This window comes from Cellulomonas sp. Root137 (assembly GCF_001426725.1).
Classification (GTDB): Bacteria; Actinomycetota; Actinomycetes; order Actinomycetales; family Cellulomonadaceae; genus Cellulomonas.
On the sequence record NZ_LMFG01000001.1, the window covers coordinates 2,003,086 to 2,017,062 of the forward strand.

At 73.3% G+C, this 13,977-nt stretch carries 14 protein-coding genes; 10 read left to right on the top strand and 4 right to left on the bottom strand.

Annotated elements, in window-relative coordinates; all coding sequences use genetic code 11:
- The first annotated feature begins 8 nt into the window (after positions 1-8).
- From leuC to ASD18_RS09565, 6 genes are all read left to right on the top strand, one after another.
- The gene (gene leuC / locus ASD18_RS09540; protein WP_056089837.1) at positions 9-1,463 is read left to right on the top strand and encodes a 3-isopropylmalate dehydratase large subunit; all 1,455 of its coding nucleotides are present in this window, start codon (positions 9-11) and stop codon (positions 1,461-1,463) included.
- A 21-nt stretch (positions 1,464-1,484) separates the two neighbouring features.
- Positions 1,485-2,150: a 3-isopropylmalate dehydratase small subunit gene (gene leuD, locus ASD18_RS09545; protein WP_056089839.1), complete on the top strand. Its 666-nt coding sequence runs from the start codon at positions 1,485-1,487 to the stop codon at positions 2,148-2,150.
- A 107-nt stretch (positions 2,151-2,257) separates the two neighbouring features.
- Positions 2,258-2,848 carry an HU family DNA-binding protein gene (locus ASD18_RS09550; protein WP_056089842.1) on the top strand — a complete coding sequence of 197 codons (591 nt, stop codon included), beginning with the start codon at positions 2,258-2,260 and terminating at the stop codon, positions 2,846-2,848.
- 95 nt (positions 2,849-2,943) lie between these two features.
- On the top strand, positions 2,944-4,260 hold the full coding sequence (murA, locus tag ASD18_RS09555) for a UDP-N-acetylglucosamine 1-carboxyvinyltransferase (protein WP_056089845.1): 1,317 nt from the start codon (positions 2,944-2,946) through the stop codon (positions 4,258-4,260).
- An 18-nt stretch (positions 4,261-4,278) separates the two neighbouring features.
- Positions 4,279-5,043: a 1-acyl-sn-glycerol-3-phosphate acyltransferase gene (locus ASD18_RS09560; protein ID WP_056089848.1), complete on the top strand. Its 765-nt coding sequence runs from the start codon at positions 4,279-4,281 to the stop codon at positions 5,041-5,043.
- Positions 5,040-6,092 carry an NAD(P)H-dependent glycerol-3-phosphate dehydrogenase gene (locus tag ASD18_RS09565; protein ID WP_082573717.1) on the top strand — a complete coding sequence of 351 codons (1,053 nt, stop codon included), beginning with the start codon at positions 5,040-5,042 and terminating at the stop codon, positions 6,090-6,092. The genes ASD18_RS09560 and ASD18_RS09565 overlap by 4 nt, the downstream gene beginning before the upstream one ends.
- Here the strand turns inward: ASD18_RS09565 and ASD18_RS09570 are convergent.
- Positions 6,089-7,252, bottom strand: coding sequence for a PLP-dependent aspartate aminotransferase family protein (locus ASD18_RS09570; protein WP_056089851.1), 1,164 nt, complete (start codon positions 7,250-7,252; stop codon positions 6,089-6,091). The genes ASD18_RS09565 and ASD18_RS09570 overlap by 4 nt on opposite strands.
- 105 nt (positions 7,253-7,357) lie before the next feature.
- On the opposite strand from ASD18_RS09570, the gene ASD18_RS09575 reads away from it, so the two are divergent.
- Together ASD18_RS09575 and ASD18_RS09580 are read left to right on the top strand one after the other, a co-directional pair.
- Positions 7,358-8,527 carry a D-alanine--D-alanine ligase family protein gene (locus ASD18_RS09575; protein WP_056089854.1) on the top strand — a complete coding sequence of 390 codons (1,170 nt, stop codon included), beginning with the start codon at positions 7,358-7,360 and terminating at the stop codon, positions 8,525-8,527.
- 246 nt (positions 8,528-8,773) lie between these two features.
- A complete protein-coding gene (locus ASD18_RS09580; protein ID WP_082573719.1) occupies positions 8,774-9,853 on the top strand; it encodes an acyl-CoA desaturase in 1,080 nt (359 codons plus the stop codon).
- A 4-nt stretch (positions 9,854-9,857) separates the two neighbouring features.
- Here ASD18_RS09580 and ASD18_RS09585 read toward each other — a convergent pair whose 3' ends face one another.
- Entirely contained in the window at positions 9,858-10,337 is a 480-nt protein-coding gene (locus ASD18_RS09585; RefSeq protein WP_369817263.1) for a DUF3515 family protein, read from the bottom strand.
- 47 nt (positions 10,338-10,384) lie between these two features.
- Here ASD18_RS09585 and ASD18_RS09590 point away from each other — a divergent pair, with 47 nt between their 5' ends.
- Positions 10,385-11,371, top strand: coding sequence for a thiamine-phosphate kinase (locus ASD18_RS09590; protein WP_056089857.1), 987 nt, complete (start codon positions 10,385-10,387; stop codon positions 11,369-11,371).
- 8 nt (positions 11,372-11,379) lie between these two features.
- Here ASD18_RS09590 and ASD18_RS09595 read toward each other — a convergent pair whose 3' ends face one another.
- Positions 11,380-11,904 (bottom strand): GNAT family N-acetyltransferase, encoded by a 525-nt coding sequence (locus tag ASD18_RS09595; protein ID WP_056089859.1) that lies wholly within the window; start codon positions 11,902-11,904, stop codon positions 11,380-11,382.
- 84 nt (positions 11,905-11,988) lie between these two features.
- Positions 11,989-12,180 (bottom strand): 50S ribosomal protein L28, encoded by a 192-nt coding sequence (rpmB, locus tag ASD18_RS09600; RefSeq protein WP_028050248.1) that lies wholly within the window; start codon positions 12,178-12,180, stop codon positions 11,989-11,991.
- A gap of 277 nt (positions 12,181-12,457) precedes the next feature.
- Here rpmB and ASD18_RS09605 point away from each other — a divergent pair, with 277 nt between their 5' ends.
- Complete coding sequence (locus tag ASD18_RS09605) at positions 12,458-13,975, top strand: DAK2 domain-containing protein (RefSeq protein WP_056089862.1); 1,518 nt, start codon at positions 12,458-12,460, stop codon at positions 13,973-13,975.
- Positions 13,976-13,977: the final 2 nt, after the last annotated feature.

Genomic DNA, 13,977 nt, shown 5'->3' on the forward strand with positions numbered 1-13,977 from the left:
CCGAGAAGATGGCCGGCACGTTGGCAGAGAAGGTCTGGGACGCGCACGTCGTGCGACGGGGCACCGACGGGGCGCCCGACCTCCTCTACATCGACCTCCACCTCGTGCACGAGGTGACGAGCCCCCAGGCCTTCGAGGGCCTGCGGCTCGCCGGTCGGCCGGTCCGCCGCCCGGACCTCACGCTCGCGACCGAGGACCACAACACTCCGACGCTCGACATCGACCGGCCGATCGCCGACGAGACGAGCCGCACGCAGATCCAGACGCTGCGCAACAACGCCGCGGAGTTCGGTGTCCGGATCCACTCGCTCGGCGACGCCGACCAGGGCATCGTCCACCAGGTCGGCCCGCAGCTCGGGCTCACGCAGCCGGGCCTGACGGTGGTGTGCGGCGACTCGCACACGTCGACGCACGGCGCGTTCGGCGCCCTCGCGTTCGGCATCGGCACCAGCGAGGTCGAGCACGTGCTCGCCACGCAGACGCTGCCGCTGGCGCCCTTCAAGACCATGGCGATCACGGTCGACGGCGAGCTGCCCGTCGGGGCGACGAGCAAGGACATCATCCTGGCGATCATCGCCAAGATCGGGACCGGCGGCGGTCAGGGCTACGTGCTCGAGTACCGCGGCGAGGCCATCCGGGCGTTGTCGATGGAAGCCCGCATGACGATCTGCAACATGTCGATCGAGGCCGGCGCCCGCGCGGGGATGATCGCGCCGGACGAGACCACGTTCGAGTACCTCCAGGGCCGCCCGCACGCCCCCGAGGGTGCCGACTGGGACGCCGCGGTGGAGTACTGGCGGACGCTGCGCACGGACGACGACGCGCAGTTCGACGTCGAGGTCGTGCTGCGGGCGCAGGATCTCGAGCCGTTCGTCACGTGGGGCACCAACCCCGGCCAGGGCCTGCCGCTGTCCGGCTCGGTCCCGGTGCCGGAGCAGATCGCCGACGCCAACGAGCGCGTCGCCGCCGAGCGCGCCATCGAATACATGGGCCTGACGCCCGGTCAGCCGCTGCGCGAGATCAAGGTCGACACGGTCTTCATCGGCTCGTGCACCAACGGCCGCATCGAGGACCTGCGCTCGGTGGCCAAGGTGGTCCGCGGCAAGCACAAGGCCGACGACGTCCGCGTCCTCGTGGTGCCGGCGTCGGCCCGGGTGCGCCTGCAGGCCGAGGCCGAGGGGCTGGACAAGATCTTCCTCGACTTCGGTGCCGAGTGGCGCAACGCCGGCTGCTCGATGTGTCTGGGCATGAACCCGGACCAGCTGGCGCCGGGGGAGCGCTCGGCCTCGACGTCGAACCGCAACTTCGAGGGCCGCCAGGGCAAGGGTGGGCGCACGCACCTGGTGTCGCCGCTCGTGGCTGCGGCGACCGCGATCCGCGGCACCCTGTCGTCCTTCGCCGATCTCGATGCCGGAGTACCCGCGCCCGACGGCAGCCCCCTCACCGACCTCCAGACGGTCTGACCCAGGAAGCGAGAGACAGTCATGGAGAAGTTCAACCAGCACACCGGCGTCGGCGTCCCGCTGCGGCGCAGCAACGTGGACACCGACCAGATCATCCCGGCCGTCTACCTCAAGCGCGTGACGCGGACCGGGTTCGAGGACGCGCTGTTCGCCGCCTGGCGGGGCGACCCGGCGTTCGTGCTCAACCAGGAGGCGTACTCGTCGGGCTCCGTACTCGTCGCGGGCCCGGACTTCGGCACGGGCTCGTCGCGTGAGCACGCCGTGTGGGCGCTCAAGGACTACGGCTTCAAGGTCGTCATCTCGAACCGCTTCGCGGACATCTTCCGTGGCAACTCCGGCAAGCAGGGGCTGCTCGCGGCCCAGGCGGCGCAGGAGGACATCGAGCTGATCTGGAAGATCCTCGAGACGCGTCCGGGCACCGAGGTGACCGTGGACCTCGCGTCGAAGACGATCACGTGCGACGACGTCGTGGTGCCCTTCCAGGTGGACGACTACACGCGCTGGCGGCTCATGGAGGGTCTCGACGACATCGGGCTGACGCTCGAGCACGCCGACGAGATCTCGGAGTTCGAGGCCCGTCGCGAGTCGTGGCGGCCCGCCACCCTCCCGGCCAAGCACCTGCCGTCGGTCGAGATCGTCGCCGCTCGGCCGGCCGGCGTGCCGGTCGAGATCGGCCGCCGTCCCTGACGTGAGCACCGGCGGTTCGCCCACTCGGCGAGCCGCCGGTGCTCTGCAGTGACTAGCGTGGGGCCGGGTGCCCGGCGCGGTGCGCGCCGACCGAGAAGGGACGACCGATGACAGGGAAGTCGCAGATCGCCGACCGGATCGCCGCGCGCGGTGCCTCCAGGTCCGCCGCCGCAGCCGCCGTCGACGCCGTGCTGGGCGAGATCACCTCGGCGCTCGCCGCGGGGGAGCGCGTGACGCTCACCGGGTTCGGCACGTTCGAGGCAGCCGGTCGCGCCGCCCGCACGGCGCGCAATCCGCGCACGGGGGAGGCGCTCGAGGTGTCGGCGACCACGGTCGCGCGGTTCCACCCCGGCGCCACGCTGCGTGCACGGGTCGCCGGCGGGTCCGGCGAGCCGCTCGGCGCCGTCCCCGACCTCGGCTCGTTGCAGGGGCTGACCGCGTCCGAGCCGACGCCGGTCGAGACTCCGGTTCCCGCGGCCACGTCGTCCGTCAAGGCGAAGTCGCCGGGTGGCGCGACGGGCAAGGCCGCGGCGGCAGCGAAGGCCAAGGCGAAGGCGAAGAAGGCCGACGTCAAGAAGCGGGCGGACGCCGCGAAGAAGGCCGACGCGAAGAAGCGCGCCGACGCCAAGAAGGCGCAGAAGAAGGCCGACGCGAAGAAGTCCTCCAGCAAGAGCAAGGGCAAGGGCAAGAAGAAGTAACGCCCGGCACGTCGATGTGAAGGTTTCGCGCCCGCCCCGGCGTGCCGGTGCGGGCGCGGTCGGGAGCACCCCCGCAGCTGGGAGACGATGGTTCGATGAACGATCTGCTGTACGTCAACGGTGGCACCCCGCTCTCGGGGGAGATCACCGTCCGCGGTGCCAAGAACTTCGTCTCGAAGGCGATGGTCGCGGCGCTGCTGGGTGAGACGCCCAGCGTCCTGCGCAACGTCCCGCAGATCCGCGACGTGGCCGTGGTCACCGGCCTGCTCGAGCTGCACGGGGTGAAGGTCGACGCCGACGCCGAGGCGGGCGTCCTGCACCTCGACCCCACCGACGTCGAGTCGGCGCACGTCGCGGACATCGACACCCACGCGGGGTCGAGCCGCATCCCGATCCTGTTCTGCGGGCCGCTGCTGCACCGGCTGGGCGAGGCGTTCATCCCGGACCTGGGCGGCTGCCGGATCGGCGACCGGCCGATCAACTACCACCTCGACATCCTGCGGCAGTTCGGCGCGGTCGTGGACAAGACCGACAACGGCATCCACATCCGCGCGCCGCGGCGCCTCCAGGGCACCAAGATCGCGTTGCCGTACCCGAGCGTGGGCGCCACCGAGCAGCTGCTGCTCACGGCCGTGCGCGCCGAGGGCATCACCGAGCTCTCGAACGCCGCGATCGAGCCCGAGATCATGGATCTGATCAACGTGCTCCAGAAGATGGGCGCGATCATCTCCGTCGACACGGACCGCGTGATCCGGATCGAGGGCGTCGACCGCCTGATCGGCTTCCGGCACACCGCCCTGTCGGACCGCATCGAGGCGGCGTCCTGGGCGTCGGCTGCGCTGGCCACCGGCGGGGACATCGTCGTCCGCGGCGCCACCCAGCCCGAGATGACCACGTTCCTCAACACGTTCCGCAAGGTCGGCGGCGAGTTCGCGATCGACGACGACGGGATCCGCTTCTTCCACCCCGGTGGGGACCTGCGCTCGATCACGCTCGAGACCGACGTGCACCCCGGGTTCATGACGGACTGGCAGCAGCCGCTCGTCGTCGCGCTCACGCAGGCCAAGGGCCTGTCGATCGTGCACGAGACCGTCTACGAGAACCGCTTCGGGTTCACGGACGCCCTCGTCGGCATGGGCGCGACGATCCAGGTCTACAAGGAGTGCCTGGGCGGGCGGCCGTGCCGGTTCGGGCAGCGGAACTTCTTCCACTCCGCGGTGATCTCCGGCCCGACGCCGCTGTCCGCGGCGGACATCGAGGTGCCGGACCTGCGCGGAGGGTTCAGCCACCTGATCGCCGCGCTGGCGGCCAAGGGCACCTCGTCGGTGCGCGGGATCAGCCTGATCGACCGTGGGTACGAGCGGTTCACCGAGAAGCTCGAGGCGCTCGGCGCCGAGTTCAGCCGCGACTGACAGGTAGCATCGGCTCCCGTGCAACCGCCGGCCAGATCCAACCGCGCCTACCGCTACGTCGCCCATGTGGTGCGTCCTCTGCTGCGCGCGATGACGCGTCACGACTGGCGTGGGACCGAGAACTTCCCGCGCGAGCGCGGCTTCATCGTCGCCTCGAACCACATGACGAACATCGACCCGCTGACGTTCGCGCACTTCCTGTGGGACAACGGCGTCGCGCCCAAGATCCTGGCCAAGGCGCCCCTGTTCAAGATCCCGGTGCTCGCGGGGATCCTGCGCGCGACGGGGCAGATCCCGGTCTACCGCAACTCCTCGTCGGCGGGGGAGTCCCTCACGGCGGCCATCACCGCGATCGGCGAGGGTGACGTCGTCGCGGTCTTCCCCGAGGGCACGCTCACCCGGGACCCGGACCTGTGGCCCATGGTCGGCAAGACGGGCATCGCGCGACTGGCCCTGAGCACCGAGGCGCCGGTCATCCCCGTCGCCCAGTGGGGGCCCCAGCTGCTGCTCGGCCGCTACAAGAAGCTGCTCAAGCCGTTCCCGCGCAAGCTGGTCACGGTGGTCGCCGGCCCGCCGGTCGACCTCTCCGACCTCTACGGACGCCCGCACGACACCGCGACCTTGCGCGAGGCGACCGAGCGCGTGATGGCCGCGATCACCGCGCTGCTCGCGGACATCCGTGACGAGGAGCCCCCGGCGATCCGCTACGACATGCGCAAGCCCGCGGCCCAGGGCGAGAAGAGGGTCGGCGGCGACCACGCGACCCACCCCGAGCTGCCGTGACGGCGGACCAGGTGGCGCAGGACCGTCCCGACGTGCCCGGTTCCCCGCGCCTGCGCGCTGCGGTGCTGGGCGCGGGAGCGTGGGGAACCACCTTCGCGGCCGTCATGGCCGACGCCGGGTGCGAGGTGACCGTCTGGGGCCGCGACGAGAAGGTGTGCCGGCAGATCGCCGACGAGCACCGCAACGAGGCCTACCTGCCCGGCGTCGAGCTCCCTGCGCGCGTCACGGCCTCGCACGACGCGCGAGCGGTCCTCGCGGGCGCCGACGTCGTCGCGGTCGCGATCCCGTCGCAGAGCGCGCGCGCGACGCTCACGCCGCTGGCCGACGCCGTGGCCGGGCACGCCGTGGCGGTCTCGCTGATGAAGGGCGTCGAGCTCTCGACCGACCGCCGCATGAGCGAGGTCGTCGCCGAGTCGCTCGGGATCCCGGCGGACCGCATCGCGGTCGTCTCCGGGCCCAACCTGGCGCTCGAGATCGCCCACCGCCAGCCGACCGCGACGGTCGTGGCCTCGACCAGCGAGGCGACCGCGCAGCTGGTCGCGCGCGCGTGCGCCTCGGCCTACTTCCGCCCGTACACCAACGACGACGTCGTCGGCGTGGAGCTGTGCGGGGCCGTCAAGAACGTCATCGCGCTCGCCGTGGGGATCTCGCAGGGGCGGGGCCTCGGCTACAACACCATGGCGACGGTCATCACGCGCGGACTCGTCGAGATCACCCGGCTCGGGCTCGCCCTCGGCGCCGACGCGGACACCTTCCCCGGCCTGGCCGGCCTCGGCGACCTCATGGCCACCTGCGCCTCGCCCGACTCGCGCAACCACACCCTCGGCGGCCACATCGGGCGCGGCATGACGCTCGAGGAGGCGATCTCGGCCACCGGCGGCACCGCGGAGGGCGTGAAGTCGAGCCGCTCGGTCCTCGAGCTCGCGACGACGCTGGGGGTGGAGATGCCGATCACGTCCGCCGTGGTGCGGGTGCTGCACGAGGGGCTCCCCGTCGACCAGCTGGCCGCGCTCCTGCTCGCGCGGCCGCACAAGGCCGAAGGGGCCTAGAGCGAGTCCAGCGCCTGCGCCAGGTCCCGCCAGAGGTCCTCGACGTCCTCGACGCCGACCGACATCCGCAGCAGGTCCTCGGGCACGGTGGCCGACTCGGTGGCGAACCGGCGACGGCGCTCCAGCGTCGACTCGACGCCGCCGAGGCTCGTCGCGGGCACCCAGAGCCGCAGCGCCGCCACGACCGCGTCCGCCGCGCCGGGTCCGCCGTGCGGACGCAGGCCGATGATCGCCCCGAAGCCGTCCATCAGCCGCGCAGCGCGCTCGTGGCCGGGGTCGGCGGGCAGGCTCGGGTGCCGGACCTCCGCGACGGCCGGGTGCTCGCTCAGGCGGCGGGCCAGCTCGGCGGCATTCTCCTGGGCGCGTTCGACGCGCAGCGCGAGGGTGCGCACGCCACGCAGCGCGAGCCACACCTCGAACGGACCCGCGATCGAGCCGTGCAGCGTCCGGTACGCGTGCAGCCGGGCGTGCAGCCCGTCGTCGTCCGCCAGCGCGGCACCCAGCACCACGTCGGTGTGCCCGGCGAGGTACTTGGTGACGGAGTGCACGACGACGTCGGCGCCGTGCTCGAACGGCCGCTGGACCAGGGGCGTGGCGAAGGTGTTGTCGACGCCGACGAGCGCGCCGACCGCGTGCGCGGCCTCGACCAGCGCCGGCAGGTCCGCGACCTCGAGCATGGGGTTGGTCGGCGTCTCGACCCAGAGCATCGACGCGGTCCGGGGCTCGCTCAGGGCGGCCACCACGGCGTCGGTGTCGGCGATGTCGACCAGGGTCACGTCGATCCCGAGCCGCTCGCGCAGGTCCTGCGCGTAGCCGAGCGTCACCTGGTAGGCGTGCCGCGGCAGGACGAGCCGGCCGCCCGGGGGGACGAGGGACAGCGCGGCGGCGATCGCGGCCATGCCCGACCCGAAGACCAGCGCGGGGTGGGTGGAGCCCTCCAGCGTGCCGAGCGTCTCCTCGAACGGGTGCCACGTGGCAGCGTCCATGCGGCCGTACAGCGGCTCGCCGGCGCCGGGCACACCCTGCGAGACGAAGGTGGACGAGAGGATCACGGGAGGGTTCACGGGCGCGCCCTGGAGGCGCTCCGGCCGGCCGGCCGCGACGACGAGTGTCGCGGGGGAGAGGGCGTCGGCAGCGTGCGGGTGGCTCGACGAGGTCACCGCCGCAGGGTACCCGTCGACTGTTCCGTGGGTTGTCCCACGGATGCGGCCGCGCACGCGGAAGGAGCCCGGTCCAGGTCGGTCCGGCAGGTAGGGTCGGGCGCGATGGACGCCACCTCCCAGCCCTCGGGCCACGACGACACCCCTGCGCCGACCCCCGGGGCGGGCCGCCGCCCACGCGTGATGGTCCTGTTCGGCGGGCGCTCCGGCGAGCACGCGATCAGCTGCGCGACCGCCGGCGGCGTGCTGCACGCCATCGACCGCGACCGCTACGACGTCCTCGCCGTCGGGATCACCCCCGCCGGGCGCTGGGTGCTGGCGGACGACGACCCCGACCGCTGGGCGATCGTCGACGGACGCCTGCCGCAGGTCGAGGACACCGCCGCGCACGTGCTGCTCCCGCAGGCCGTCGACGACCGCGACGTGCAGGTGCTCGAGGCCGGCCGGCTGCCGCGCGTGCTCGGCGAGGTCGACGTCGTGTTCCCGCTCCTGCACGGTCCCTTCGGCGAGGACGGCACCCTGCAGGGCATGCTCGAGCTGGCCGACGTCCGGTACGTCGGCGCCGGCGTGCTCGCGTCCGCGGTCGGCATGGACAAGCACATGATGAAGCTGGTGCTCGCCGGTCACGGGCTGCCTGTCGGCCCGTTCCGCGTGGTGCTCCCCGGTGAGCTGGACCGCGACCCCGAGGGCGTGACGGCTCGCATCGCCGAGCTCGGCCTCCCGCTGTTCGTCAAGCCCGCTCGCGCCGGCTCGAGCCTGGGCATCTCCCGCGTCACGGACCTGGCGGACCTGCCCGCCGCCATCGCGGCGGCGCAGGAGCACGACCCCAAGGTCATCGTCGAGGCGGCGATCGTCGGCCGCGAGATCGAGTGCGGGGTCCTGGGCGGTCACGACGGCGAGCGGGCTCGGGCGTCGCTGCCGGGCGAGATCGTCGTCACCGACCCGAGGCACGACTTCTACGACTTCGAGGCCAAGTACCTCGACGAGGCCGGTGTCACGCTCGCCTGCCCCGCCGACCTGCCGCAGGGGATCGTCGAGGCGGTCCGGGACGTCGCGGTGCGGACGTTCGAGGCCGTGGGCTGCGAGGGGCTCGCGCGGGTGGACGTGTTCGTCACGCCCGACGGGGACGTCGTCGTCAACGAGATCAACACGATGCCCGGGTTCACGCCGTTCTCGATGTACCCGCGCATGTGGGAGGCCTCCGGCGTGGGCTACGCCGAGCTCGTCGACGAGCTCCTCCGCCTCGCGCTCGCGCGACCCACCGGACTGCGTTGAGCCTGTGAGGCCGACCACAGCCGCGCGGGTTACGCTTCGCCCATTCGTGGTGGATCGGTCGGCGACACCGTGGTCGTGGCCGCCAGCCGTCCCCATCACCGTCGGGACGCCTCGCCGGCGCCCCACCGCACTCCCGACCGCGGGTGCGACGCCAGGCCGACACGCAGTGACGGCTCTCCGCAGATCGGTAGTGACCGTCATGGGTGCCCTCCACGCCGCCACGTCCTCCGTTCCCGGCAGCCCCGCATGAGCGCCGCCGTGTCCCCGCCGCCGGCCGCACCGCCGCGCGCGGCAGCCAACGCGCAGGACTACACCGCACTGGCGGCCTACGTGCGCGAGTCCGGCCTGCTGAAGCGCCGCTACGGCTACTACTGGACGCGCCTGATCGCGGCCGTCCTGGCGTTCGCCGGCATCTGGGTGGCCGTCGTGCTCGTCGGCAACTCCTGGTGGCAGCTCGCGGTCGCCGCGGCTATGGCGGTCGTCCTGACGCAGATCGCCTTCCTCGGCCACGACAGCGCGCACCGGCAGATCTTCAAGTCGGGTGCGTGGAACGACTGGACCTCCCGCATCCTCGCCGGCGGCTTCGCCGGTCTGAGCCACACGTGGTGGCGCAACAAGCACAACCGGCACCACGCCTCGCCCAACCAGCAGGGCACGGACCCGGACATCGCGCCGGGCGTCGTCGTGTGGACCGCGGACGCGCTGGCCGAGCACTCCGGCTTCCGGGCCTGGTTCGGCCGCAACCAGGGCTGGTTCTTCTTCCCGCTGCTCATGCTCGAGGGCCTGAGCCTGCACGTGTCGAGCGTCCGGCTGCTGCTGGCCAAGGGGACGGTGCCGCACCGCTGGGTCGAGGCGCCGATCGTCATCACCCGGCTCGCGCTGTACGTGGGCGTGCTGTTCTGGGTGCTCCCGCCCGGCAAGGCCGCCGCGTTCATCGGCGTCCAGATGGCGCTGTTCGGCGTGCTGCTCGGCGGCTCGTTCGCGCCCAACCACAAGGGCATGCCGATCATCCCCGCCGGCATGAAGGTCGACTTCCTGCGTCGGCAGGTGATCACCTCGCGCAACATCAAGGGCGGGGTCGCGGTCGACTTCGTGATGGGCGGCCTGAACTACCAGGTCGAGCACCACCTGTTCCCGAGCATGCCGCGCCCCAACCTCAAGCACGTGCAGCCCGTGGTCCGCGACTACTGCGAGCAGCTCGGCGTGAAGTACACGGAGGTCGGGTTCTTCCGGTCCTACCGGATCATCGTCGAGTACCTCAACCGCGTCGGGCTCGCGGACCGTGCGGCGTTCGACTGCCCGGTCGCGGCGCAGTACGGGCGCTGACCGGCTACACGCAGGAGCGGACGGCCTCCGTCAGGGCGACGGCGGGACCCAGCTGGTCGACGAACGCGGTCGAGCGTTCGTCGGCGACCTCGGCCGGCACGTGCAGCTCGACCGCGGGCTCGCGGCCGTAGGTGGTGAACGTCCAGCCGCCGTCGCCGTCCTCGACGATGACCCAGTCGATGCTCGGGCCGCCGGGCGTCTCCACGGTCTGGCAGCGCTCCGTGGTCGGGCCCAGGGGCTCGACGCCGCACCGCAGGACGACCGGCGCCGCGGTGTCGCCCCACGCCGTGGTCGCCTGGGCGTTGGTGTCGCGCTGCGGCAGCCCGTCACCGAGCGAGTCGGGCATCGCCAGCACGACGCTCGCGCACACGGGGTCGGTCGCGTCGGGGGCCACCTCCGCGGGCACCACGCTCGCGCAGCCCGACAGTGCGGCGAGGGCGGCCACCGGGGCGATCAGGAGCAGTCGTCGGCGGATCCGGGGCACCGGCCCACCGTAACCCGTGCACGGCGCCGACCCTCTACCGTGTCCGGGTGACCGGCGACACCCCCGCACCCCCCGACGGACCCCTCGTGTCGGAGCTGTCCGAGGACGGGCTCCTGGCCCGCATCTTCCCCCTGCTGCCCGTCGGCACCGACACCGAGCTGGCCCCGGGGGACGACGCCGCCGTGGTGGCCGCACCGGACGGCCGGTTCGTGGTCACCACCGACGTGCTCGTCGAGGACCGGCACTTCCGCCGGGCGTGGTCGTCGGGCGAGGACGTCGGCCGGCGTGCGGCGGTGCAGAACCTGGCGGACGTGGCCGCGATGGGCGCGCGGCCCACCAGCCTCGTGGTCGCGCTGGTGATCCCGGGCGACCTGCCGGTGTCGTGGGTCGAGGGTCTTGCCCGGGGGCTCGCCGCCGAGTGCGCACCGCTCGGCGTGGGCGTCGTCGGTGGCGACCTGTCCGGCGGACCCGTCGTCGTCGTCGCTGTCACCGCGCACGGCGACCTCGGCGGCCGCGCACCCGTCCTGCGCTCGGGCGCCCGACCGGGCGACGTGGTGGCGCACGCCGGGGTGGCCGGCTGGTCCGCGGCCGGTCTGGCCCTGCTGCACGCGGGTCGGGGCGAGCTGGACCTCGAGCTCGTCGGGGCGCACCTGCGACCCGTCGCGCCCCTGGGTGCCGGCCCTGCCGCCGCGGTCGCGGGAGCGACGGCGATGCTCGACGTCTCCGACGGGATGCTGCGGGACGCGGGGCGTCTCGCGCGGGCGAGCGGCGTCGGGATCGAGCTGGACACCGCGGCGTTCGCGGGCGACCTGGAGCGGCTGCGGGCGGTCGCCGACGCCGTCGGGGTGCCGGCCGCGCGCTGGGTGCTCGACGGCGGTGAGGACCACGGCCTGCTGGCCACGTTCCCCGCCGGCGCGGTGCTGCCGGAGCCGTTCCGGGTGGTCGGCCGGGTGGTCGCGTCGGGGGAGGGGCTCGTCACCGTCGACGGCGTCGCGGCGCCCGCACGGTCCGGGTGGGACCACTTCGCCGGCTGAGCGGCCGGTCAGCCCCGGCGGTAGCGGACCTCGAGGAGGCTCTCGCCGCCGATGTCGTCGTAGCGGTCGATGCCGTCCGCCTGGAAGCCGTGCCGGCGGTAGAAGTGCCGGGCACGCTCGTTGTCGGCCAGGACCCAGAGCGTGATCGTCGTCGCGCTGCCGACCTCCGCGATCACGGTGCGCATCAGGTCGCGGGCGACGCCGTGGCCCCAGGTGCCCGGGTCGAGGTAGATGGAGAAGATCTCCTGGTCACCGCGCCGCGCGTCCTCGTCGCGGCTGGGGCCGACGGTGACGAAGCCGACGATGCGCTCGCCCGAGAGCGCGACCCACGTGCGGATCTCCTCCCGCGGGCCCTCTCGCAGGTACTTCCGCCACTGCGCGATGCGGGCGTCCGCGTCCAGGGAGGCGAGGTACGCGTCGGGCACGATGCCCGCGTACGCCTCCTGCCACGACCGCACGTGCACCCGAGCGATGTCTGCGGCGTCCCCCTCGGTGGCGACCCGGATCGTCACCTCGTCCAGCTGCTCGACCATGGAGGTCACCTTGCCACACGTGTCGGGCATGGCGAAGGCCCATGAGGTGACAACCTCATGGGCCTTCGAGAACGTCTGGTGACGTCAGATGGCGCGCTGCACCTTGCCGGCCTTGAGGCACGACGTGCACACGTTGAGACGCTTGGGCGTCCCCGCGACGACGGCACGCACGCGCTGGATGTTCGGGTTCCAGCGCCGCTTCGTGCGCACGTGCGAGTGCGAGATGCTGTGCCCGAAGCTCGGGCCCTTGGCGCAGACGTCGCAGTTGGCAGCCACGGTCTTCTCCTGTTGCTCTTTGCGGATCATGTGCCGCGTGTGCGGCGAAGTCATGGGTCGGGGCGCACGAGCGACACCGTCTCCGTACCGTTTCCGGAAGTGGATGCGGGGGCCGCCATCGGGCACCACCAGCGCCCAGCAAGGCCGGGCAACCGGTCAAGACTAGCCCATCGGGCACGTCGGCCCAAATGTGGGTGTGATGAGGCAGGGTGGTGCCCCGTCGAGACAGGTGGGGGCCTGCCGACGTGGTGCGGCGATCCAGGACGACGGAGGTGCGGTGGACCAGCTCGAGGCAGCGGCGGTGCGCGAGTGGGCGCACGCGGCACGCTCCGCGCTGGACGCCGCACGGGACCGGATCGACGCCGTGAACGTGTTCCCGGTGGCGGACTCCGACACCGGCACGAACGTGCTGCTGACCGTCGCGGGGGGCGCAGACGCGGTCGGGCTCGTCCCGGTCGGCGCGTCGGCGCAGGACGTGGCTCGCGCGTTCGGCCGGGGCGCCCTGCTCTCGGCGCGAGGGAACTCCGGCGTCATCGTGAGCCAGTACCTCACGGGGTTCGCGCGCGCCCTGTCCGCGCACGCAGGTGCTCCTGAGGTCGCCCGCTGCCTGGGCGTGGCCGGACGGGCCGCCCGCGAGGCGACCGTCGAGCCGCAGGAGGGCACGGTCCTCACCCTGGCCGACGTCGTGTCGAGCGCGGCTGCCACGGCCGCCGACGCCGGAGCCGACCTCCCGACGATGCTGGCCGAGGCGGTGGCGGAGGCCCTGCGCGCGCTCGGGCGGATCAGCGCGGTGCACCCCGTGCTGCGGGCGGCGCGGGTGCTGGACGCCGGTGCCTGCGCGCTGATCGTCGTCCTCGACGCGCTCGCCCGGGCGGTGTCCGACGAGCGGCCCGTGCAGGTCCCGCTCGACTGGCTGCCGACCACGGCCGCGCACCACGCCTCCGTCGAGCCGACGGGTGGCGCGTTCGAGGTCATGCTCCTGGTGAGCGACGAGCACCCCGTGATCGACACCGGGGCCGAGCTGCGCAGGCGGATGGGGTCCGTCGGGGACTCCGTGGCGGTCGTCGGCGGAGACGGGTGGTGGCACGTCCACGTGCACACCGACGATCCGGCCGCGGCGATCGCGGGTGCCGCGCTCGGGCGTCGCGAGCAGGTCCTCGTCCGGCTCCTCGCGGGCGCGCACGCGGGCGGATCGGCCCTGACCGGCCGGGCGGACGGGCTCGAGCGCTGGGGTGTCGTGGCGTGCACGGCCGCACCCGGCCTCGCCGCCTGGTACGCGACGTCGGGCGCGGTCGTCCTCGTCCGGTGCCCCGAGGCGCCCGTCCGGGCGCAGCACCTCGCGCGCGCGGTCACCGACACCGGAGCCACGCACGTGGCGCTCCTGCCGGGGACGGGCGTCGATCCGGAGGAGGTCGCCGCTCTCGCTGCGCCCGAGGTCGTGATCCAGGCTCTCGACGCGACGGACGAGGTCCGCGCGGTGGTCGGCTCGCTGGCGCTCGCGGGTGCGGGTCCGACCGCGCAGGGCTGCGCCGCGGCCCGGGCCGCGCTGGCACGCCTGGACGTGCACGCGGTCGAGGTCGCCTCCGCGCGCGACGTGAGCGACGCCGTCGACGCCCTCGTGCGCGCCCCGCGACCGGTGCCGGCGGAGAGCCTGACCGTCCTGCTGCAGGAGGCGCCGGGCGACGGTCTGGTGGACGGCCTCGTCGACCACCTCGCTGCGCACCACCCGGGCGTCGAGGCGACCGTGGTCGGACCGACGGGGCACGGTCCCGCGCTCGTGCTGGGGCTGGACTGACT

Coding starts and splice junctions, on each gene's coding strand:
- leuC (WP_056089837.1), top strand. CDS start 9: ATGGCCGGCACGTTGGCAGAGAAGGTCTGGGACGCGCACGTCGTGCGA.
- leuD (WP_056089839.1), top strand. CDS start 1,485: ATGGAGAAGTTCAACCAGCACACCGGCGTCGGCGTCCCGCTGCGGCGC.
- ASD18_RS09550 (WP_056089842.1), top strand. CDS start 2,258: ATGACAGGGAAGTCGCAGATCGCCGACCGGATCGCCGCGCGCGGTGCC.
- murA (WP_056089845.1), top strand. CDS start 2,944: ATGAACGATCTGCTGTACGTCAACGGTGGCACCCCGCTCTCGGGGGAG.
- ASD18_RS09575 (WP_056089854.1), top strand. CDS start 7,358: ATGGACGCCACCTCCCAGCCCTCGGGCCACGACGACACCCCTGCGCCG.
- ASD18_RS09580 (WP_082573719.1), top strand. CDS start 8,774: ATGAGCGCCGCCGTGTCCCCGCCGCCGGCCGCACCGCCGCGCGCGGCA.
- ASD18_RS09595 (WP_056089859.1), bottom strand. CDS start 11,904: ATGGTCGAGCAGCTGGACGAGGTGACGATCCGGGTCGCCACCGAGGGG.